At 37.4% G+C, this 23,485-nt stretch carries 20 protein-coding genes and 1 tRNA gene; 11 read left to right on the forward strand and 10 right to left on the reverse strand.

Annotation, left to right across the window (positions count from 1 at the left end; genetic code table 11):
* Positions 1-91: 91 nt before the first annotated feature.
* Both CDG59_RS07635 and CDG59_RS07640 read left to right on the forward strand, forming a co-directional pair.
* Positions 92-313 carry a hypothetical protein gene (locus CDG59_RS07635; RefSeq protein ID WP_004908914.1) on the forward strand — a complete coding sequence of 74 codons (222 nt, stop codon included), beginning with the start codon at positions 92-94 and terminating at the stop codon, positions 311-313.
* 5 nt (positions 314-318) lie between these two features.
* On the forward strand, positions 319-1,206 hold the full coding sequence (locus CDG59_RS07640; RefSeq protein WP_087544601.1) for a lysophospholipid acyltransferase family protein: 888 nt from the start codon (positions 319-321) through the stop codon (positions 1,204-1,206).
* 5 nt (positions 1,207-1,211) lie between these two features.
* On the opposite strand, the gene CDG59_RS07645 is transcribed toward CDG59_RS07640, so the two are convergent.
* Positions 1,212-2,060 carry a glycosyltransferase family 25 protein gene (locus CDG59_RS07645; RefSeq protein ID WP_227519115.1) on the reverse strand — a complete coding sequence of 283 codons (849 nt, stop codon included), beginning with the start codon at positions 2,058-2,060 and terminating at the stop codon, positions 1,212-1,214.
* Between the two features lie 239 nt (positions 2,061-2,299).
* Between CDG59_RS07645 and CDG59_RS07650 the strand changes: the two genes are divergently transcribed.
* From CDG59_RS07650 to CDG59_RS07660, 3 genes are all read left to right on the forward strand, one after another.
* The gene (locus tag CDG59_RS07650) at positions 2,300-3,208 is read left to right on the forward strand and encodes a glycosyl transferase (protein WP_087544672.1); all 909 of its coding nucleotides are present in this window, start codon (positions 2,300-2,302) and stop codon (positions 3,206-3,208) included.
* Between the two features lie 182 nt (positions 3,209-3,390).
* Positions 3,391-4,296, forward strand: coding sequence for a lipopolysaccharide biosynthesis protein (locus CDG59_RS07655; RefSeq protein ID WP_087544604.1), 906 nt, complete (start codon positions 3,391-3,393; stop codon positions 4,294-4,296).
* Positions 4,297-4,334: 38 nt separating this feature from the next.
* The gene (locus CDG59_RS07660; protein ID WP_087544606.1) at positions 4,335-6,263 is read left to right on the forward strand and encodes an acyltransferase family protein; all 1,929 of its coding nucleotides are present in this window, start codon (positions 4,335-4,337) and stop codon (positions 6,261-6,263) included.
* A gap of 3 nt (positions 6,264-6,266) precedes the next feature.
* Here CDG59_RS07660 and CDG59_RS07665 read toward each other — a convergent pair whose 3' ends face one another.
* From CDG59_RS07665 to CDG59_RS07705, 9 genes are all read right to left on the reverse strand, one after another.
* Entirely contained in the window at positions 6,267-7,178 is a 912-nt protein-coding gene (locus CDG59_RS07665) for a glycosyltransferase family 32 protein (RefSeq protein WP_087544607.1), read from the reverse strand.
* A 54-nt stretch (positions 7,179-7,232) separates the two neighbouring features.
* Entirely contained in the window at positions 7,233-7,991 is a 759-nt protein-coding gene (locus tag CDG59_RS07670; RefSeq protein ID WP_087544608.1) for a glycosyltransferase family 25 protein, read from the reverse strand.
* Between the two features lie 14 nt (positions 7,992-8,005).
* On the reverse strand, positions 8,006-9,001 hold the full coding sequence (locus CDG59_RS07675) for a capsular polysaccharide biosynthesis protein (protein WP_087544610.1): 996 nt from the start codon (positions 8,999-9,001) through the stop codon (positions 8,006-8,008).
* Positions 9,002-9,028: 27 nt separating this feature from the next.
* Positions 9,029-9,784 carry a glycosyltransferase gene (locus CDG59_RS07680; RefSeq protein ID WP_087544611.1) on the reverse strand — a complete coding sequence of 252 codons (756 nt, stop codon included), beginning with the start codon at positions 9,782-9,784 and terminating at the stop codon, positions 9,029-9,031.
* A 173-nt stretch (positions 9,785-9,957) separates the two neighbouring features.
* On the reverse strand, positions 9,958-11,118 hold the full coding sequence (locus CDG59_RS07685) for a nucleotide sugar dehydrogenase (protein ID WP_087544613.1): 1,161 nt from the start codon (positions 11,116-11,118) through the stop codon (positions 9,958-9,960).
* Positions 11,119-11,261: 143 nt separating this feature from the next.
* Positions 11,262-12,188, reverse strand: coding sequence for a branched-chain amino acid transaminase (locus CDG59_RS07690; RefSeq protein ID WP_004664837.1), 927 nt, complete (start codon positions 12,186-12,188; stop codon positions 11,262-11,264).
* Positions 12,189-12,214: 26 nt separating this feature from the next.
* A complete protein-coding gene (gene glnE, locus CDG59_RS07695; RefSeq protein WP_087544614.1) occupies positions 12,215-14,962 on the reverse strand; it encodes a bifunctional [glutamate--ammonia ligase]-adenylyl-L-tyrosine phosphorylase/[glutamate--ammonia-ligase] adenylyltransferase in 2,748 nt (915 codons plus the stop codon).
* Positions 14,963-15,035: 73 nt separating this feature from the next.
* Positions 15,036-16,307 (reverse strand): sensor histidine kinase, encoded by a 1,272-nt coding sequence (locus CDG59_RS07700; RefSeq protein WP_087544616.1) that lies wholly within the window; start codon positions 16,305-16,307, stop codon positions 15,036-15,038.
* A gap of 511 nt (positions 16,308-16,818) precedes the next feature.
* Positions 16,819-16,905, reverse strand: a tRNA-Leu gene (locus CDG59_RS07705).
* A 181-nt stretch (positions 16,906-17,086) separates the two neighbouring features.
* Here CDG59_RS07705 and queA point away from each other — a divergent pair.
* From queA to secD, 6 genes are all read left to right on the forward strand, one after another.
* Positions 17,087-18,124, forward strand: a complete 1,038-nt coding sequence (gene queA / locus CDG59_RS07710; RefSeq protein WP_087544618.1) for a tRNA preQ1(34) S-adenosylmethionine ribosyltransferase-isomerase QueA — start codon at positions 17,087-17,089, stop codon at positions 18,122-18,124.
* A 13-nt stretch (positions 18,125-18,137) separates the two neighbouring features.
* Positions 18,138-19,166 carry a hypothetical protein gene (locus tag CDG59_RS07715; protein ID WP_087544619.1) on the forward strand — a complete coding sequence of 343 codons (1,029 nt, stop codon included), beginning with the start codon at positions 18,138-18,140 and terminating at the stop codon, positions 19,164-19,166.
* A gap of 31 nt (positions 19,167-19,197) precedes the next feature.
* Positions 19,198-19,767, forward strand: a complete 570-nt coding sequence (locus CDG59_RS07720) for a LemA family protein (protein WP_005193124.1) — start codon at positions 19,198-19,200, stop codon at positions 19,765-19,767.
* Between the two features lie 192 nt (positions 19,768-19,959).
* Entirely contained in the window at positions 19,960-21,090 is a 1,131-nt protein-coding gene (gene tgt / locus CDG59_RS07725; RefSeq protein ID WP_005162280.1) for a tRNA guanosine(34) transglycosylase Tgt, read from the forward strand.
* Positions 21,091-21,199: 109 nt separating this feature from the next.
* Positions 21,200-21,529: a preprotein translocase subunit YajC gene (gene yajC, locus CDG59_RS07730; protein ID WP_004664873.1), complete on the forward strand. Its 330-nt coding sequence runs from the start codon at positions 21,200-21,202 to the stop codon at positions 21,527-21,529.
* A 51-nt stretch (positions 21,530-21,580) separates the two neighbouring features.
* A complete protein-coding gene (secD, locus tag CDG59_RS07735) occupies positions 21,581-23,482 on the forward strand; it encodes a protein translocase subunit SecD (protein ID WP_087544621.1) in 1,902 nt (633 codons plus the stop codon).
* The last annotated feature ends 3 nt before the right edge of the window (positions 23,483-23,485 follow it).

Below are 23,485 nucleotides of genomic sequence, written 5' to 3' on the forward strand. Positions count from 1 at the left end.
CCTTTTGGAGAGCATTGGTACGATAATTTATACTTTGAGAATATCTATGCTAGTGGCATAATGAACTGCTTTTTATTGAGAGGTCATTGTTATGGCAATGCGTCCTGATGTACGTCGACATGCAATTGTGATTATTGTGTTTTCTTTGGCACAATGGTTTTTTATGCGCTATATCCTAGCAAATGAACTTTTCAATATGACGACCAATGAACGCATTTTATATTTTTGCGTTAGTAGCTTAGCAGGTGCACTTCTCATCTTTGTCGCCCTCATTTATATGGTCCTCAAAGGCAACGCGAATAAACAAGATTAATCGCAATGTCGTTTTATACCACTTTACTCCGTATTCTACCTTTAGCATTTTTGCGCAGTATTGCAAAAGTGGCGGCTTACTTTATTAATCAAAATCCAAATAAAAGTATGCTTTGGAAAACACGGGTAAATCTCAGTCTTGCTTATCCAGATATTCCTGAGCGTGAGCGTGAGAAGCTTGCTAAAGAAAGCGTGACAAAGCAATGTCTAAGTTATATCGAATCTGGGAAATGCTGGGCAATGCCTACAGAATGGAGTATCCAGCAAATAAAGATGGTTCATCATTTAGATGTACTAACAAATGCATTAAATGATCCCCGAGGTGCTTTAATTATTACCCCTCATCTCGGTACATGGGAAATGATGAATGCTTGGGTACACCAATATGGTATTCCTACCATTATGTATAAACCCATGAAAGACTCAGGATTTAATGCTTTTGCTTTACATGCTCGTCAACGGTTAAACGCGACACTAGTTCCAACTGATGCCAACGGTGTTAAAGCATTATTCAAAAACCTCAAACAAGGTGGTTTCAGTGTAATTCTGCCAGATCATGTTCCGCAACCCTCTGGTGGTGTCGTGGTTCCTTTTTTTGGAATTCCCTGTTTAACCAGTACACTTGCAAGTAAAATGGCGCAAAAAACACAATGTCGTCTGGTGGGATTAAGCTGTTTTCGTCGTGAGGATGGTGAGGGATTTGATGTGTATTGCGATGATCTGAATGATCCTGAGTTATACGATCGCGATATTGAGATCGCAACTGCGGCACTCAATAAAGCAGTTGAACAGATGATCAACCGCTTCCCTGCGGAATATATGTGGGGATATAAGCGGTTTAGAGCTATAAATGCCTCAGATGAACACTATAAGAAAAACTCAATAATGATATAAAATTACTATTTAAACTTAATTTTTGTCACTTTTTTCCCTTGAAAAAACAATATTCCAATTTGAATAAAAGATAGTATTTGTAGAAATGGGCGCCCAAATTCACGCTGAGCTTTGGCCCTTAAACTCAACTTCTTTTTAACTTTAATCTCTCCTTTACGAATATTTCGAACTTCCTCTAACGAGCTAGGAAAATTTGTCTCACCGTCAGTTAAAATTACATCTTGAATACATAGCGCTGGCGATAACTGATATATTTTTTGATGGGATTCTTCTGGATAAGCCCTAAATATAATATGGTCTATAGGTATAAGTTCTGATAGCCTAGCCGTAAAATCTATTAGAGATTCTGCGGCGCGACGTGACAAAATATATCCACCAGCCCCCATATGTGGACCATTTAGTACTACTAATTCACGTTTATTTTCAAGAGTTAAAGGCTCATCTTTTCTAGAAAGAAATACCTTACGATATAAAGTTTCTAATTTAACTATTTCACATTGCTCAGAAATCCATTGAGAATTTTTCAAAAAAAATTGAGCAGAATTACCTAAATAAATATCATCTTCAAATATGGCAATATAATCTAATTTTTCATCAACAGCTTTTTTCCATAAGCAGACATGGCTTAATATGCAAGAAATTTCATTTGGATGTAAATCAGTTTTATCGACCGTTATGCCTAGATCAAGTGCTGTTGAAGATAAAGTGATGGGAGTAATCGCATCAAAAAATTCAAATACTAATCCCTCTTTAGTAAATTCAGTATGAATATGCTTTCTACGTTGAGACTCATTTGAAAGACTTATTACATAAATTCTCATAGGTTGATCTTCATATACAACAATATAAGCCACTAAAAGTAAGACACAAAGAAACTATCATTCATATTCTATCTTGTAAATACAACAATAAATTAGAACGCACTATTTATTCTATCAAAATCATAGTGGAGTTTATTGCACAATACATTTCAATGCTAGTCATGTAAAGAATATAGACTTACAATGTTGGTTTTAATTTTATCGTGCAGTTCCTTAAAGATTCTATCTTCTACATACTGCATTGATTTATATATGATGAAGTGATTGCAGATATGAACAATGACGTAATTAAAGTATTCGTTGGGTGTGATCCCAACAACTGTGACTTAGAACAAATGATGGTTTTAGATTACAGTATTCGAAAACACACTCAACATCCTATTGAAATTTTTTGGATGCAATTAAGCCATGATACAAAAAGTCCATGGTACAGTAATCAAGAAGCTAGTGAAGGTTGGCATACTGAAAAATGGGCGACTCCTTTTTCAGGTTTTCGATGGGCAATTCCTGAATCATCCAACTTTGAAGGGCGTTCGATCTATATGGATGCTGATGTCATCGTTTTATGTGATATTGCTGAGTTATGGTCGCATCCGATGAAAGATGATGCAATCGTCATCGCCAAAGGTGGCAAAAGTTCAGCTCGTTTATGTACTTGTGTTTGGGATTGTGAAAAAGCTAAACAATATTTACCTTCACTTAAAACGTTGCAATCTGATCCAGATGGTCACAAGAAGTTAATGCAATTAATCAAAGACAAACCACATCTAGTCCAAAACTACAATAGTTCATACAACTGTATTGATGGTGAAGGCTTAAAAATAGAAGATATCAAAATTCTACATTACTCCGATATGGGTACGCAGTTTAGCCATAAATACTCGTTACCGCGCCTAGAAAAAAACAATCAAAAACATTGGTTTGATGGAAAAATCATGCCTCATCCAAGAAAAGACTTAGTTGAGTTATTTGATCAATATTATCAAGAAGCATTGGATAAGGGTTATAAACCTGAAGACTATTTAGTAAAAGCTTATGGTCCATTTCAAAAAGCGACTCAAATCAATTATCAAGGCAATAAAGTTACACGCCCTGACGAACAAAGAAATTGGTTTAGTAATTCACTACACAAATTAAAAGCAAAATTTAAAGATAAAAATAAATTTTCTTTGGATGATTAACAGATTAGCAATCTCATCCCAAAATTAGCAATAACAATCAACTTAAATATATGTGTTTAGGTTGATTTTTATTTTTGTCGTGTGTTTTGTCAATTCAATAACTGTTTTAAAGAAATTGGCATATAATTGGCAAGCTAAATAATATAGTCATCTTTTAAAAGTAATCTGCCAAGAGCCAAGCAATGCAACCTTTTCTTTTTCATCATATTTTCAGAAATATCACTAAGTTTATTTATAAAATGTGTTTGCCTAAACAATATAAGCATAATCGTCGCTATTGGCCATACTTTTCTGTGCAGCGTAATGCTCAGGGTGACCTAGAAAAAGTCTTTTTCCGTAAAAAATTAATCGCAGATAATACGAATCAAGTTACAACTAGCAAAAGGAAATGTATCCTCGTTGCAACAGGACCATCAGTAAAGAACATTGACCATAAGTTTTTTAATAATCCAGAATATGATTTCATCGGAGTAAATGGTGCAATTTCATTAGATTATATTCATTTCAAATATTATGTAATTATCGATCACAACTTTACGGGTAATCGTTTTGACCTCGTGATGAAAGTCTTGCAGAGTGATTGTACCCTTTTTACAACACCAAGATGCCTTGATGTAATCTTGAGAAGAATTCATCCTAATACAATTAAATGCTCCATCAGAGTGATCGAAACCATTTCACAAGATAAAACGACTGATTTATTTATGGGTAAACAGACGCCTGTTGATCTATCTCAATCTTATTTTCATTTATATGGTCAGTTCGGTTTCTCTACCAATATTTTTAATGCTGTTTTTGATTATTTTACAGTAGCTTACGTTGCATTACAGGTAGCATATTCTATTGGGTTCAAAGAAATCTATATTGCTGGTCTAGATATGAATAATTTTTCACAGCCTAGATTTTATGAAGATAAAGAAAACAAACAACCTACAATGTTAGACCAATATTTAGATTTAACATTACCTGCATTTGATGCAGCTTCTGAATTTTTTAAAGAAAATCATATTGATGTTTATAATCTTTCACTAAATAGTGCGGTTGAATCATTTAAAAAAATTAATACAAACTCGCTCATCAAACCTTGATTCTGTAAAATATAATTTTTGCTTTTTAGTAATTATTAATGATCGGATCGCAATTTCGAACGGATATCAATGGACTTCGAGCATATGCTGTAGTTTTTGTTGTTCTTTTCCATTTCAATGTATTCGGTTTCTCCGCTGGGTACTTGGGCGTTGATGTTTTCTTCGTGATATCAGGCTATCTGATGACAAAAATCATTGTGGAAAAGCTTGAACACAATAATTTTTCTTTTGTTGATTTTTACTTATCTCGAATTATTCGTATTTATCCCGCACTATTAGCCTTAGTCTTAGTTTTAACGGCTTTGGGGCTATTTGTGTTTATCCCAGAAGATCTAAAAAACTTTGCTAAAGATGCGAGATACAGTCTCACCTTCTTATCAAATAATCTCTTCTATGAACAATCAGGAGACTATTTTGCAACTAGCTCACATGATAAAGCATTACTGCATACCTGGTCTTTAGCTGTTGAATGGCAGTTCTACATCCTTTTTCCCATCATTTTGTACACATTTAAAAAGCTTACGAAACAAACTAAATATATAGGCATATTACTTCTAATATTGTTTGCTTGCTCATTTTTGTTGTCTGTAAAACTTACACCAGAAAATCCGATATATGCTTTCTTTAAACTCTCAACACGTGCATGGGAGTTAATTGCAGGTGGACTGGTGTACTTTTATTTTAACCAATATTCTTTATCATCGATTAAGCAAAAAATTATTGAATATACAGGTTTTGGACTTTTAGCGCTAAGCTTGATTTTTTTAACCAAAGATACGCCTTGGCCTGGTTATGCTGCATCCCTTCCTGTTTTGGGTACAGTTTTAATTCTAATCGCCAACCGTCAAAACTCTATACTAACGAAACCCAAGTTGATACAAAGTTTAGGCAGTGCTTCATATTCTATTTATTTGTGGCATTGGCCGATCTCATTTTTATTGAGCTATTTCCTAATTCAAAAAAATATTATCAATATCAGTTTTGCTCTTTTATTATCTTTTGTTTTAGGTTGGTTGAGTTACAAACATATTGAACCCTGTCGTATTCATCTGAATAAAATCAATAAAAAGTATGTTTATCTATTGTTTATCTTAAGCATTGTGATTCTCTACCCATTTTATAAGTTTCTAGGTAAGGATGGGTTAGAAAATCGAGCCGATGCAGAATACCTAAAGCGTATTGAGAAAATACAGATGCCTATGGTCTCGAATGGTTGGTGTTTCTATAACATTAAAGATGATCATAGTCTGACTGTTGGAAAAAATGGATTAAAATGTCATATAGCATCTAACTCAACAAATGCTAAATCAGCTCTTTTGTTTGGAGATTCATTTGCAGGTCACAATATTCCATTTTGGGATCGTCTAGGCAAAAAGCTAAACTTGAACATCCATACGATCAGTACGAATTGGTGCTATCCAAGTCTTGATAAAGAGTTTACAGGTGACAAGTCATCTACGGCTTATCAGCAGTGCTTAATCAACCGAAACTATCTGAAGAATCATATAGCTCATTATGACATTCTTATTTTTGCTGGTCGTTGGACTGATATTGTTCGTCAAAATCAGCAGAATTCATTTAGTGAGCTACTCAAAGTTGCACAAATGAATAATAAAAAAGTGATCGTAATGTCTGAACCATATACGTTTGATCAAAACATCAGCTCAATTTTCAAACGTGCAATATGGTTAGAGCGAGACTTTAATCTAAATGAGTATATGAACAATCCACTCGCTACAAAGCAAAAATATGCAACAAGTGTGATTAATAAAATCGTTTCAGAACATCCGAATACACTCTTGTTAAGCCAAGCAGATCTATTTAAATCAGATCATATGGCAACCAAAAACACACCGTATTCATTTGATGGACGTCATATCTCAATTGTTGGGTCATTAGCATCTGAACAATACTTTGAAACACGACCAAAATTTAAAGTATTAGAAAACTTTATTGCTAAAAAGTAGTGATTAGATATCAATAAACGAGTCGTTAAAATACATTTTTTTACTGTAATAACGACTTAATATTCCCCTTTCTTTTCCTGCCAGTTTGATCAGCTTAGGCTTTTCAACTGGCGGATAATTGAGGGCAAGATCAATCAACACTTTTTCTTTCATCCATTTATTTTTTACTTGATAGAAAAAAGCATTCCGATCACAGTTAATCAAGGTCATACTCGGTAAAGTGGTACGCATAATTTTTTGGCAGGCAACATAAGCAACCAAATATTCTAAACGACCTATCTCTTGAAAATAGTCCTGATAATTTTCGTTATTTTCTTTAATCTGCTGAATATAAACCTTTGGTGTTAATTCTATAGCTTTAAATAACTCCTCAAACCAAGACTTAAAAAACATATTTTTGGCAGAACTTGCCAATAACCAATTCTCTAATACAGGAAAGTCTGGGCAAGTAGTATTTTTCTTTCGATAGTAGGCAAAACTGTTAGTTTGATGTTGAGTAACTAACTTTTCAATCCAATCTAGATTTTCATAAACAATTGTACTGGCATCTAACCATACCCCACCGTATTGATAAATTAATTCAAATCGAATGAGATCAGCTTTCTGTTGTGGTGTCGCATGCTTTAAACGACCATAATCAATATCACAAAACTCTTTGACACTATTAGGTGTTAGAAAGTTTACAACATAGTTTGGATTGTTCTTTTTTATATTGTCAACGCACTTCTGTACAAACTCGGGTAGCGTACCTTCCCAATACATCCAGATAATTTTAGGAATAACTGCATTTTCTTGACCAGGATTGAGAACGATCAAGTCCGCGTAGTTATCTATTGACTCATTGATTTCTCTTTTTTGGTTTGAATACATTGTATAAAATTTCAAAAGATAGAAGAGCTTCTTAAAAAACTTCATAAAATGTACTCAACAAAATAAAGAAAATTATTTATTACAGTCTATAACTAGGACTCAAGACATTAAATGTTTAATTGCATAAAAGCGATCACGCCACATACGCTTCTGCTTCTTAAATCCATGAGAAGCATTTCGATTCTCAAGTTGCTTCCGTTTGATACCTTGAGCAGCAACAGTACCTAAAATATCACTATCCAGACCTGCTGGCTGCACAAATGGCTGCCAAACGCCAAGCCCTTTTCCTGTTTTACTTAACCAACTTTGGAAGAAAATATCGACTGGAACGGTCATGATTTTACCCAGTTGTACAAACTGTTCAGCTCCTTTTCGAGACCAAACCAAGCCTACACCACGTATTGGGAAATAATATGCATGCCACAAGGTATAATGATCAAACTCAACAATGTCTTTTGCTAATTTTTTCTTTTTAGCAGCAATATTGACGGTATACCAATCCAACTCTTTATGTTGATCTAAATAACTTAATAAAGATTCAAGCTTCTGTTTAAAGTTAGGCAACACTTCAATGTCATCTTCTAAGACAACTAAATAATCGGCATCCGTTTCTAGAAATTTTTCAGCACAACCGTAGTGACTTAGATAACAACCCAACTCAGAATTCATTAAACTACGCCCTAATATTTTCTGAGCAGCAAGATCATCGTAGTTTTCAAATTCAGATAAGGCTTTACCTCGCCCATCATAAGCAGAGAATCGGCTAAAATCCCATCCCGCTTGATTGAGCTGAGCTGTCGCACTTGCTAAACGTTGATCACTGCCGTCTAAATTAATAAGATAAGTCACAACTTTCATTTGCTTTCCTTCGTTTAGACCACAGTAGTCGGTTGAATTTGGCTGGGTAAAAACCCTGTAAATTTTTGAATCAGTGCGGCTCGGATGCGTCCTTCAGCTAATGATTCCAATTGATCTAGACTTTGTATACAGCCAAATTTAATCTCAGAATTAGATAAAGCTAATATAAATTTTTCCAAATCACGACCATCTTTTAAATAAGCAATATCAATATCATCTTTTAAAATGGCTTGATCAGATTGAATTGCTAAATGATTAGACAATCCCACTGGTAACAGTTGATCAATGTTCCTAAATTTGAACTGAATTTGCTGCTCTAAAAGCTCTTTATTATTCTTAAAGTAAGTACTGAGCAAATCACGACTGAGAATATGAGGGCGATGATGAATTTCGTAATATCTAGTCATTCCCACGCGATCTGCACTCAACATTTGAGCCGTTGAATATTTCGCTTCAGTTACCCTTCCAAAATTCTGCTGTAAGAATTTTCGGAAAATATATTTCATTTTCTTGATGAGTGTTGCTTGCCAATGTCCATATATCACCATCTGACCATCAATAAGAAAATCACTTAAATCAGACTGTTGATTGAAAAAGAAATCATCATTCAGATAAATAAAATGATTTGAAATCCCTTCAATATTCCACAACATACTTTCAATACTTAATGAATTGAATGTCGGTAAAGCAAACTCATATCCACAGAATAATTCTTGATGATCAACGATTTTTATTTTTCCAACAGGACATAAACCTTGCTGGGAAAATTGGTCTAACCACAAAGGTGTTTGCTGATCCGTCACGACATAAATCGTGCCTGCATATGGAACATACTTAAGAATTGAGGCGATGCAAAAATAGATTTCATCGTTACTTGCAAAACGAGTGTCATCCAAAGCATTTGATGGTTCGTTTTGATTCATAAATTGACGGCGTTTATTTTTCAGAGAGATATCATTCCCATCAACCCATGCGATGACGATATCAAGCGAATGTAAACCCTGATTCATAAATCAAAACCTTCCATAAATACAGATTTACTGCCAAGCCTCTTTAATCCAATCTGAAGGCAATACATAACGATACCATTTACCACCGCCACCATTTACAGCATCAGGTGGATTAATTTCCCCATGGAAAATAATAATTTTTGCACCTTTCGGTTTTACAGGCGGCTTAAAATATGCCAATGGAATCTTCTGTAAACAATGGTATTTATAGCTTTTACACCAATCTTCATTCCAATAACTTAAAGTACCATGCGCATCGACAAACCATGACAAATAGGCTTGCTCATTACGGAATTTTTGACGAATCTCATCAAAGTTTTCACGGAAATAAGGCAAGATTTCAGGAAATCCGCCCAATTTAAAACGATATACAGAACTATTGCCCGTTATACGCCAAGGTCTTTTCCAATCGTGGATAATTAAAAACTCACCTTTCTCCTGAAAAAAGCAGTCAATATTATCAACAATCACAACATCAAGATCTAAGAATAAAGCATTGCCTTTTAGACCATATAAATCTGGCTCGAAAGTAGAAAGTTTGTTCCAGCCACGTTCAGGCGCACCTGCTGGCAAATCTAAAGGTGGGATTGGGAAGCATTGTACATTGGGGTCAATTCCCTCTGTACGATCCGTCAAACAAACCATTTTAAAGGGTAAAGTCAGATGACGTTTAACCATGTTATACAGACGATTAACATATTCTGGACCGTACTTCGTTCCCCATTTCATGCACAAAATAATATTGTCTACATGAGTTGCTGAATCTTGTTGAATGTCTACCATCTGATAACCTTAATGCCTTAGATATTATTTTCGCGTTGCGATTTTCGTACCACGCGTTTTAAAACAATATGCACTGAATATTGGGCTATCTTAGCATAGGCGTTATCAAAAAAATTATTATTAATTCACCAAACTAGGAGGATTGTTTATAGTTTTGTTTAATCATTTAAGCGCTAATTTATCCCAAATAAATCTCGTGTATATATTTTTTCCATCACGTCACTAAACATCGGCACCATACGATTGACAATAATTAAATCAGAGATTGCTTTAAATTTTTGTAGACTCGACATTAAAGGATGACCAAGGTACGCTTTCACACCCAATGTGGGTTCATAGATCACGATTTGGATTCCTGCATCCGCCAAACCACTCAGCACATCATGTACAGCTGACTCTCTAAAATTATCTGAGTCGGCTTTCATGGTTAGTCGATAAATACCAACACAAGTGACATTTCGACTCAGTATATCTTCAATAATCGCTTGCTTACGAGTCTGGTTAGAGCGAATGATCGCTGAAATCAGTTCTTGAGGAGTATCATCATAATTAGCTAAAAGCTGTTTGGTATCTTTAGGCAAGCAATAACCTCCATAACCAAAAGAAGGATTATTGTAGTGATCACCGATGCGTTGATCTAATCCCACCCCTTTAATTATATCTAAAGCACTCAATTTGTTTTTTAGACAATAGGTATCCAGCTCATTAAAAAAAGCAACTCGCATCGCCAAATAAGTATTTGAAAACAGCTTAATTGCTTCTGCTTCCGTTGAGTCAACACATAACAATACCGCATCTTTTTTTATGGTTGCTTTCAAATAAAGTTTGGCAATTTTCTCAGCTCGCTTTGACTTTTCCCCCACAATAATCCGTGACGGGTATAAATTATCTTGTAAAGCTTGCCCCTCTCTTAGAAATTCAGGAGAAAAAATAAGATTATTTAACGCAAGTTTTTTAGAAAGTTCCTTGGTATAGCCAACTGGAACTGTAGATTTGATCAACATCAACGCTTTAGGATTTATTTTTTGAATACTATGAATAACGTTTTCAATACTCGATGTATCGAAATAGTTTGTTTCAGGATTATAGTTGGTGGGGGTTGCGATAATAATCAGTTTAGCCTGTTGATAAGCCAGCTCTTGGTCACAAGTCGCTTCAATATTAGACTCAGTTAAATAGTGTTGTATGCAAGTATCACTCATCGGAGATACGCGCTGATTAATGTTCTTTACGCGTGTTTTATCAATATCGTAGACTATCACATCATGTTGTTTTGAAAATAATAAAGCATTGGATAAGCCAACATAACCTGCACCTACAACAGTAATTTTCATTGCTTCTCTATTGTTTTAATTGCACTTAAAGTTTACCGTAATCAAATTAAATGAAAGATTGATGATGATTTAGTTGCAATCTATTGACAACTCAGCAATAAAAAAGCGAAGCCTGAGCTTCGCTTAATTGATCTGATTTGATCTTATTTTACATAAGTCAACCAATGTGCATATTTATCGTTACGACCTTGTACTGCATCAAAGAAAGTTTTTTGAATAACAGTGGTAATCGGGCCACGTGAACCACAACCGATTTCACGGTCATCATATTCACGAATTGGCGTTACTTCCGCAGCAGTACCGGTAAAGAATGCTTCATCAGCGATGTAAAACTCATCACGTGTGATACGACGCTCAACCACTTCATAACCAAGGTCTTTGGCAATGGTAATTACGGTTTGACGGGTAATCCCTTCTAACGCACCACCTGCCAAGTCAGGTGTATGTAAAACACCATCTTTGATTAAGAATACGTTTTCACCTGCACCTTGACAAACAAAGCCTTGAGGATCAAGCAACATTGCTTCGTCATAACCTGAACGTGCAACTTCTTGGTGTGCCAAAATCGATACGGTATAGTTACCACATGCTTTTGCTTTACACATCGTCACGTTTGGATGGTGGTGCGTAAATGATGATGTTTTAACACGAATACCACGTGCCATCGCTTCTTCACCAAGGTATGCACCCCATGACCAAGCTGCTACAGCAGCATGGATGGTATTGTCTGTTGCAGCAATTCCTAGTTTCTCAGAGCCAATCCAAATGAGAGGACGCAAATAAGCTGAAACCAATTTATTTTCACGCACAACATCAATCTGCGCCTGCTCTAAAGTCGCTTGATCAAATGGTACATTCATTTGATAAATTTTTGCTGAATTTAATAAGCGTTTAGTGTGATCTTGCAAACGGAAGATTGCTGTACCATTTGGGGTTTCATAAGCACGGACGCCTTCAAAAACACCCATACTGTAATGTAATGTGTGTGTTAAGACGTGAATTTTTGCATCACGCCAATCAACTAATTTTCCATCTTGCCAAATAAAACCATCACGATCAGCCAAATTCATGGCACATACTCCAAATTTTTACACAATCATTCACTTTCCAATGCTATTGCAGTTGGATCAATTAACCTTTGCCATAACTTGCAAACGATCTCTCGGGTATCGTGCCAATCCGCAGCATTGACTTGCATAGATTGATTTGCAAGCGCTAAACGGTGGCTCTCAGCTCGTTCACGGAGATAAGCATGGATGAGTGCTGTGGCATCTTCACTGGATAAGCAGCCTGCTCGAGCAGCATCTTCAAGAATTCTTACGTTATCAGAATAATGGGCAAGATCTGGATTCGTCCCGCCCCATGCAAGCACTGCATACTGTGCCATAAATTCGATGTCAACGATACCACCTGCATCCTGTTTTAAATGAAAAATGCCATGTTTTTTTTGTTCAGAAGACGATCCCAAATGGTCTTTCATTTTTTGACGCATTTTCAATACTTCTTCACGCACGACATTTTCATCTCGTTTTTGAGTCAAAATCTGACAACGAATCTGCTCAAATAGCTGACACAAATTGAAATCACCCGCAATCGAACGGGCGCGCACTAAAGCTTGATGTTCCCAAAGCCACGCACTTTTTTGTTGATATTGCTCATACGCTTTTAAGCTGGTGACTAACATCCCCGCCTCACCCGATGGACGTAAACGGGTATCAATTTCATAAACACGCCCATCTAAGGTTTGCGTCGTCATTAAAGACATAAACTTTTGTGCCACACGAATTGCAAACTCAGCCCCGCTAATGCTTTTACGACCATCAGTTTCACTATGTTCTTCAAAGGCATGGATAAAAACCAGATCTAGGTCTGAACCATAACCCAATTCAATTCCACCAAGCTTGCCGTATCCAATCACAGCAAAACCTTTATTATCCAAACTACAACGCTGACTATTATTACCTAAAGGATAACCATGTCGCTCAGCAACCGCTTCATAAGCTAAATTAAGCGTCGCTTGGACGCTAACTTCAGCAATATCCGTCAATGCATCTGACACTTTCATTAATGGACTTTCAGCTAAAACATCGCTTGCAGCAACAGTTAATACATTGCTCTTCTTAAATAGACGTAAAACGCGCATTTGATCTTCAACTTGATCAATTTCGATACGTAATAATTGTTGACGTAGTGAATCTTCTAAGTCTTTACGCTGCGGTAAACCAAAATCCATAGAAAGGAATTCATCTAACAGGACTGGATATTGTGCTAACTCTTCACAAATCCATGGACTAACCGTCGCCATCTTAACTAATCGTTGTAAAGCACCACGGCTTTCCATGAGCATGACCAAATACACCGTACGGCGAAGTACAGATTCAACCAAAGGCATTAATCGCAACAAAGCGACTTGTGGCTGATCTGACTGTAAAATCGCTTCGATCAAGTGTGGCCAGAATTTCTTTAAGCGCTCTAAAGCACTCGCGGGAATTTTTTTTAGTGCTTGTCCATGCCAAAAGTTTTGAATTAGATTCTTTGCACCATCATCTAATACCGTATTCAGTTTTTGCTCAAGCTGAACAAAGTCATCTACAGGCTCAACAAATTCTTTTTCCTGAATAAGCTGTTTAAACTGAACTTTAACTTTGTCGCGTTTTTGATTCAAAACCGCTAAGAAAGCAGTCCAATCGTTAAATCCTAACGTATCTAACATGCGCTGTCTTAATTCAGGTTCAGTCGGCAGAGATTGGGTTTGCTGGTCATTGAGTGCTTGAATCGCGTGCTCAATCCGTCTTAAAAATAAATAAGCATCTTCGAGATCAATTACAGCCCGTTGATCAAGTAATTCAGCATTTCCCAAATGATGTAGACTTACCAAACATTGACGATCTTGTAATTCACGTTTCGAGCCTCCGTAAATTAACTGAAAAACTTGAACAATAAATTCAATTTCACGGATACCACCTGCGCCCAATTTAATATCATCTTCAATATTACGGCGCATGACTTCACGTTCAATCATCGCTTTCATTTCACGCATCGCAGCGAAAGCAGAATAATCGACATAACGGCGAAAAACGAATGGACGCGACATTTCCATGAGTTCTGCGCCAGCTTTCTCACCTGTAATCACACGTGCTTTAATCCAAGCATAGCGTTCCCATTCACGCCCATGCTGACTTAAATATTTTTCTAACCCGCTGTGGCTAATCGCCAAGGCTGAACCATCGCCCCACGGACGTAAGCGCATATCGACACGGAATACAAAACCATCTGCAGTAATATGATCAAGCAGATAAATCAGCTTCTGCCCCCATAGAATGCAGAACTGCTGTACATCAATACATTTACGTCCATTGGTTTCGCCTTGTTCATCGAAGGCAAAAATGAGATCAATATCGCTAGAAAGGTTAAGTTCTTGTGCACCAAGTTTCCCCATGCCAATCACAATCAAATCTTGTAAATGACCTGAATAACCAATCGGTTCGCCATGTTTAGCTAAGAGCGGCGGCAATGCAAAAGCTTTTGCAGCACAAATACTGGCATCAGCAAAATCTGAAAGTTCACGTGTCAGCGTCACCACATTGGTAAGTTGATTAGCATCTTGCCAAATCCAGCGAAACATCAACTTTGCACGCAAGACTCGTAATGCTTTCATCCAAGCGTGCTCATCTGTTACATCAGCAACAGCTTGTTGAACTTTTTCATGAATACTTTCAGTAGAAAGTGATTGGAGAAATTGATCTTTGCAATAATCTTGTTCTAATTGTGTTTGATATAAATTTAAAACTTGTTCAGCATATTGACTGGCAACTAAAGTTTTCTGTAGCTGTTCCGCATTCATATAAAAAGGCTCGGCTAATCTCGTATCATCTAGGATTAGTTATATCAGTTACACGCTTATCTTTAAAATCTCTTTAGGCTAATTTCGCTTTAGATTTATGCTGTTCTACAGATAAATCTATTTGTTCGTTTGCAGCAGGCAAGACAACTTTAAAGATTGTGCCCTCACCCTCATTCGAGCTAACACTAATTTCACCATGATTTAGATCAACGAACCGTTTGCACAATGATAACCCTAGACCCGCCCCTTTTTCACCCGCAGTACCTTTAAAACTGACGGTGATTCTCGGCTGAAATAGCGTTTCAATCTGCTCAAGGGTCATCCCTAAGCCAGTATCTTTAATATAAATTTCAACAAAGTTACCTTGAGTTTGAGCTTGAATGAAGACTTTTCCAGAACCATCAATATCAGTAAATTTCAGCGCATTGGATACTAAATTCTGAATCACGGAAGTGATCATATTCATATCAGCATAAATTTTAAGATTTTCATCCACTTCATTAATCAACTGGATATTTTTCTTGATCGCCAGTGTTTTTAAGACATCCGTAACAATATTGGTAATCTGTCGTAGCTTAAAATTAATTGGGTGGTAAACAAAGCGCCCGCCTTCAGCCATCGACCAATTTAGTAAACTTTCCAACAAGTTATAGGTCGACTGAGAAGTATCGTAAAGATAGTCCGCGATATTCTGAATGCTAGATTCATCTAAAGTGTCACGCTCTTTTGCCAATATTTCAGAGAAACCTAATAGACCATGAAATGGTGCTCGTAGATCATGAGATATAATCGAAAAGAATTTAGTTTTACTAAAGTTTAATGCGGCTTCTTGCTCGTATAATTCTTTCAGTTGGTCATGATTGACCTTTAACTCCAGTTTCTGCATAAAACTCATACAGTGCTCTTGAAGTAATTGTTTTTGTAGTTCGCTGAAATCTTGTGCAACATCATCAAATAAAACCAGATATCCTAATGAAGTTTGATCTGGATGCCTTAAGTGTATTGCAATTGCAGTTTGTATTTTACGTTTAAATGGCGCTAGAAAGGCTAATAAACTCTGATATTGCGGGTGTTGTTGATCGATCAAATCACCATTTACAAACAGTGTATTTAGACTTTTACTAATTTTTGAAATATCAACTACGTGTAACTTTTCTGCGCAACAATGCCAAAGGTAGGGTTCTTGATGGAATGCGAGCAAAGCAGTATCGGCTTGCATCAATTTACGGTCGAACTGTAAAAATTGTTCAAGTAAATTTTGCTCAGAATTCAAACCCAAAGAAAGCGAAATTTTACAAGCACTTAACTTATCGGCTTGCTGTAATTCTAATAGTTGAATAGCCATGCCCGCCTCTCGTGTATTATCGTTATACGGTTATTTACAAATCACTAAGAAAAATGTCAAAACCATCACCCACTATTAACAAAATTTAACATAAAAGGCAATTCATTCTTAAACCAATTCGCAACAAAACGTGAACTTTCATGAAATTTAAACTTAAATTAATTCCGTAGGGAATCTAATTTTTGGAAATTTGTTGAACTTTCAAATCATCATATATCTCAATCAATGCATCCACACTCAGAAATAATATTCCTGAAATAAAAGCAACTAAGATTCCAATAATAAGTGTGGCTACATTTCATATTAAAAGGAGCCAAGAATCAACATTAAACGCTTTAGAAACAATTATGATGTAAAATATTTAAATAATTCAAAATTATAAATGCTTTCAATATGAAGTCTAAGATTCAATTCTTTGTTCACCTTTATTCTTGAAACATAATTTTTAATTAAAAACCATAAGTATTAAAAAACCCCAAGCCTTTAATACCAGCTTGGGGTCTTTGAATTTTGGTCCCGAGGGTCGGACTCGAACCGACACGTCATCTCTGACAGCGGATTTTGAGTCCGCCGCGTCTACCAATTTCACCACCTCGGGAAGAGTGCGATGCTTTGTGTTGCGTATCATAACCTGTTTGATTTTATTGTCAAACACTAACTACCGCTTATTGCTCACTTTTAAGTCACTCAGATATTTTTCTGCTTATAAACACGTGAACTCAGCGAGAAAACACAAAAAAGACTATACTACACCCAATTTTTTGCAATGTTTTAGATGTATGCAACTCTCCGACTTTTCGTTTGATCTTCCTAATGAACTTATTGCTCGCTACCCACTAGATAGCCGTAGCGCATCTCGCCTACTCCATATCGATGCTCAAGGTCAGTATCACGATCATGTTTTCACCGATATTCTTGATTTACTTGAAGAAGGTGATTTGCTGGTACTGAATGATACTAAAGTCATGAAAGCACGCTTAAAAGGCAAACGTGCTACAGGTGGTGCAATCGAAGTTCTAGTTGAGCGCATGTTAGACACCCACACTGCGCATTGCCATATCAAATCAAGCAATTCGCCTAAAGCAGGCGCAGAACTGTATATCGGTGAAGATGCCGTACCTGTCACCGTACAAGGTCGCCATGAAAATCTGTTTGTGGTGAAGTTTTCACAACCAATTTTGTCGGTACTGGATCAATACGGTCAACTCCCTATTCCACCTTATTTCAATCGTGAAGCAGAAGAGATTGATACCGAACGCTATCAAACCGTGTTCCATGATCCTGAAAAAATTGCCAGTGTTGCAGCGCCGACAGCAAGCCTACATTTCGACCAAGGCTTATTAGAAAAATTAGCCGCTAAAGGCGTGCAAAAGACTTTTGTGACCTTACACGTAGGTGCAGGCACCTTTATGCCTGTACGTACCACCGATATCACCAATCATATTATGCACAGTGAATGGTGTGATGTGCCGCAAGCCACAATTGATCTCATTTTAGAAACTAAAGCTCGTGGTAATAAAGTGATAGCTGTTGGAACGACTGCGACTCGTGCCTTAGAGAGTGCTGCACAAGCCAATCAAGGTAAAATTGCAGCTTGGACAGGTGATACGCAAATCTTTATTTATCCAGGTTATCAATTCTGTATCGTAGATCGTTTGATTACGAATTTCCATTTACCAGAATCAACTCTACTGATGCTAGTTTCTGCATTATCAAATCGAGACCACATTTTAGCGGCTTACCAACATGCTGTTGAACAACGCTATCGTTTCTTTAGCTATGGTGATGCTATGCTAGTGGATCAATTAAACACCTGATTTAAATAGAACGATGCCGATCGATACTGTAGAACAAGCCTTACATATAAGACGAAAAAAAAATGCGCAGGTTTTCCGCAATATTGCTCGGCTTTGGGATATAGGGCAAAAATCACATAGTGATCAAGATTTGCTAGATGCTTTACATCCGTGGCGTGATGATCATAGCTTATGCTTTTTTAATGTATTGCCTTTTATTTTAGGCATTGTGAGCGTTTGCACATTAGTATTTGGCTATTTTTTTCATCCACATATTCAGTATATCTTTAGCCTCCTCGCGGCCTTTTTGACTGGCTTTTTAGCGTATTTACTGTATGAGCCGAAAGAGCCACTCACACAGGTCATTACATATCTTGAACAACGCATGACCGTCTTACGTTATGGTCTGCAATTTCAACAGCTACCCGCTTATTTACCGATTCAAGCACAGCCATTATTGGTGATCAGTAGATTGAAGCAATTTTTCCCATTATTTAATCGTGGCACTGAATCTAACGAAATCACCCAATATGCTTCAACTACATGGCATGATGGTACGACAGAACATCAAGTTTTATTGTTTCAATATCACTATGTCAGTGAACTACCCATTTTTCAGGAAGAAAATAGCAATCAGAAAATTGCCAAAGAAATTCACAAAGATCTATGGGGCGCTTTTATTTTTCAAATGCCTGCTTCAGGAATAGCGGTCAGCAATAAACGTTCTCGTTTTTTTGAACCATATACAAGTTCATGGCAAAGCAGCGATATTTTAATTAACCAAGAGTTAAATATTTTTGGGGTCGATCAACATCAATTAGCAAAAGAAATTAGTCCCAGCCTGACCTTGAAGCTCAATGATTTTTTTCAACATTTTACTGGGGATTTAATTTATCATCATGAAGAGCAAATTTTGTGTTACCTCGGCGAACAAAACCTTTTCCAAACTGCCAGTAAACGCAGTGAAATCCATGATATTTCAGCATTACGTGGACATTTACGTACCATGACCATGCCGCAATATCAAAAGTTTCAACAGCTCATGCTGAATTTAATTAGCTAATCATTTAGCGATAACAATAAGGGGAATAGCGATGACAGGTTTACTGATTTTTTTGGGGATTTTTGTGGTGCTGATCGTATGGGGCGTTTCTATTCGCAACAACATCGTACGGTATTTTAATGCCACCAAACGGGCATGGTCAGAAGTTGCTAACTTTGAGCGTCAAAAAGTAAAGACTTTAGAGGCGTTGGAAGCAACATTAGATCAATATACTCAGTTTGAAAAATCAACTTTGGAAAAAGTGACTGAATTACGCCAACAAATTCTGAATCTGAATGTCAATGATACCGATATTTCTCAATTACAACAGATTGAGAAAATGAGTAAGGAACTGATTCGTAGCCTCAATGTAGTGGTCGAAAACTATCCCGAGCTGAAAGCTGATGCACTTTATAGCAAGATGATGGATGACATTCAGGAACAAAACGAGAATGTAGGTGCGGCAATTACGATATTCAACCGTAACGTAGAGTTGTTTAATAACCAGATCGAGGTGTTCCCAAACAACCTGATCAATACCCTCACCTTATCCAAGAAAGCCATTCGCCCGTTTAAGGATAATCTTGCAACTGAAAATTTTGACTATAAACCAAATTTTTAAAATTTATTTTTACTTGAATACAAGTCAATCTAAGCTTTATCTTGATTGGCTTTTTTATTTTTTAACTTACGCTACATTTAGTAGTAGAACTACACGCCATAATCAAGGAAAATAGCCGCTTTTGATCAGCGAACTGTTTTTTCGCCTTGCGCTGCGCTCAAAGCAGTGCTTCGATCTTGCTCAGGATGTGTCATGAAATTTGAAAAATTAGGTCAGTCGGGACGGGCCCGTCGTGGTCGACTTACGTTAGAGCATGGTGTGGTTGAAACACCTGTATTTATGCCCGTGGGTACTTACGGTACAGTGAAAGGCATGTTACCTCGTGACATTGAAGAAATTCAGGCACAGATTATTTTAGGTAACACCTTCCATTTATATTTACGTCCAGGCTTGGAAGTGATTAAAGAGCATGGCGGTTTACACGAGTTTATCCAATGGGATAAACCAATTTTGACCGACTCAGGTGGTTTCCAAGTATTTAGCTTAGGCGCGATGCGCAAAATCAAAGAAGAAGGTGTAACTTTCCGTTCTCCTATTGACGGTTCAAAGGTGTTTTTGTCTCCAGAAATTTCAATGGAGATCCAACATGTACTCAATTCAGATATCGTGATGATCTTTGATGAATGTACTCCTTACCCTGCAACACATGAAGAAGCGCAAAAATCTTTGCAACTGTCTTTACGTTGGGCTAAACGCTGTAAAACCCACCACCATGATGAGCTTAAGAATAAAAATGCCTTATTCGGTATTATTCAAGGCGGTATGTATGAAGACCTTCGTGATGAATCACTTAAAGGTTTATTAGAAGTTGGCTTTGATGGTTATGCAATTGGTGGTTTATCAGTTGGTGAACCAAAAGAAGAAATGATCAAAGTGCTTGATTATTTACCAAACAAAATGCCACAGGACAAACCACGTTATTTGATGGGTGTTGGTAAACCAGAAGATATCGTTGAAGCGGTTCGCCGTGGTGTCGATATGTTCGACTGCGTCATGCCAACCCGTAATGCACGTAATGGTCATTATTTTGTCACTGATGGTCTGGTCAGAATTCGTAATAGTAAATATCGTCATGATAAAGGACCTTTAGATCCACATTGTGATTGTTACACTTGTAAAAACTTCACCCGTGCCTATTTATATCATTTAGAGAAATGCGGAGAAATGTTGGCATCTATGCTCGGTACCATTCATAACTTGCGTTATTACCAAAGACTGACTCAAGGGATGCGTGATGCATTGGATAACGGCACATTTGACGAATATGTTCAGGACTTTTATGCGCGTCGTGGTCTAGAAGTTCCCGCTTGTCCTGAAGACTAATGTGAATGAATTGCATCAAGATTTGCGCCTGACCGCAAGACAAGGTACATTGCAAAACGAATTGGAATTTTATTATTAATTTTTGACTTTTTAATTTTAGGAAATCGAAATGAGCTTTTTAATTTCTACTGCTCACGCTGCTCCAGCGGCTGCACAAGGCCCTAGCCTGATGGCAAACTTGTTGATGATTGCTGTATTTATCGGGATCTTCTATTTCCTGATTTGGAGACCTCAAGCAAAACGTGCTAAAGAGCATCGTTCTTTAATCGAAAGCTTAGGTGTGGGCAGTGAAATCGTATTTGCAGGCGGTTTGATGGGAAAAATCACCAAACTTGATGGTGACTTTGCAGTCGTTGAACTCAGCCGTGGTGTCGATGTAAAAATTCAACGTGCGAGTGTCATTTCAGTATTACCTGAAGGCACACTAAATAACCTTTAATCATAAGATAGTCGTGCCTCAGCACGACTTTTTCATTTAAGAAGAAAGCGAATGCGTTACCCTGCATGGAAATATTTACTGATCCTTGTGGTACTTGTGATCAGTACGTTATATGCACTTCCTAGTTTGTATCCAGATGAACCTGCTGTCCAAATTTCAGGCGCTAAAGCAGGCACAAAAATAGATCAAACCATTGTGCAAAAAGCGGAGCAGATTTTAAAAACTGCCAACATTAGCAGTCACGACAATAGCTTCACCAATAATGCGGCATTATTACGTTTAGACTCTTCAGAAGCACAGTTAAAAGCCAAAGAAGTGTTGCGCCGTGATTTAGGTGATGACTATGTGGTTGCACTCAACCTTGCACCAACAACACCAGAATGGTTGCGAAAGATTGGGGCTAAACCGATGAAACTCGGTTTGGACTTACGTGGCGGTGTACATTTCTTGCTTGAAGTCGACATGGATAAAGCGATTGGTCAGCGTATGGAAACATCTGCGACTGATTTGCGTCGTCAATTTCGTGACAACAAAATTAAATTTAATAACCTTGCTTTAAGTAATAACACCATTACGATCCAATTTGCTGACAATACAGATCGTGATGCCGCAGCAGATTTTTTACGTCGTAACAATAATGAGTTTACTCAACAAGCCATTGCAACGACATCTGGCGCGACTCTAAAACTGAATTATACAGATACTCGTCGTCAAGAAATTCAGTCTTATGCAGTCAACCAAAACTTAACTACATTACGTAATCGTATTAACGAACTTGGTGTAGCAGAAGCACTGGTACAAACGCAAGGTAGTAACCGTATCGTGGTTGAGCTACCGGGTGTTCAAGATACTGCTGAAGCAAAACGTGTATTAGGTCGTACCGCGAACTTAGAATTCCGTTTAGTTGCTGACAGTAATGATCAATATATTGATCAATACACTGGCAAATATAATGGTCAACCACTTCCACCGGGTACTGAGGTTTTTGCTTATCAATCTCTGGACAGCGGTCGTCAACTTCTTTTACAACGTAATCGTATTTTGACTGGTGAGCGTGTTCAAAATGCAAGCTCTGGTTTTAGTCAAGATTCTGGCGGCGCTGAAGTAAATATCACCCTAGATACCGCTGGTGGTAAGCTCATGGCAGATGCAACACGTAATGCCGTGGGTAAACGTATGGCAGTATTGTTTATTGAAAATAAACAAAAGATCTCTTATGTTGCTGATCCTAAGACGGGTGCTCAAACTGAAGTACGCACACCATATACAGAATCTGTGGTCATCAATGCGGCAACCATTCAAGCGGTATTGGGCTCACAATTCCGTATCACTGGCTTAGATTCACCTCAAGAGGCAGCAGAGCTTGCCTTGATGCTTCGAGCAGGTGCTTTAGCTGCACCAATGTACTTTGTAGAAGAGCGTGTTGTTGGTCCAAGTCTTGGTCAAGAGAATATTGATAAGGGTGTGTTATCGACTCAAATCGGTTTCTTATTGGTTGCAATTTGGATGGTTGTTTTCTTCCGTCTGTTTGGCTTAATTGCAAACTTTGCCTTGGTGTTCAACCTTGCCATGATTTTAACTTTTATGTCATGGATTGGTGCTTCCCTCACCTTACCAGGTATCGCGGGGATCGTGATTGGTATTGGTATGGCGGTTGATGCCAACGTACTGATCTGCGAACGTATCCGAGAAGAAATGCTTTGGGGCGCCTCCCCTAAACAAGCCATTATCGCGGGTTATGATCGGGCCTATAACACCATTTTCGACTCGAATTTAACCACTTTCATCGTGGCATTTATCTTGTTCGCAATTGGTACAGGCCCAATCAAAGGATTTGCGGTCACCTTGATGATCGGTATCGTATGTTCAATGTTTACTGCGATTACTGTGACCCGTGCTGTCGTCCAGCTCATTTATGGCAAACGCCGTAATTTGACTAAGTTGAGTATTTAAGGA

Origin of the sequence: Acinetobacter sp. WCHA29, assembly GCF_002165335.1 — a bacterium.
Lineage (GTDB): Bacteria > Pseudomonadota > Gammaproteobacteria > Pseudomonadales > Moraxellaceae > Acinetobacter.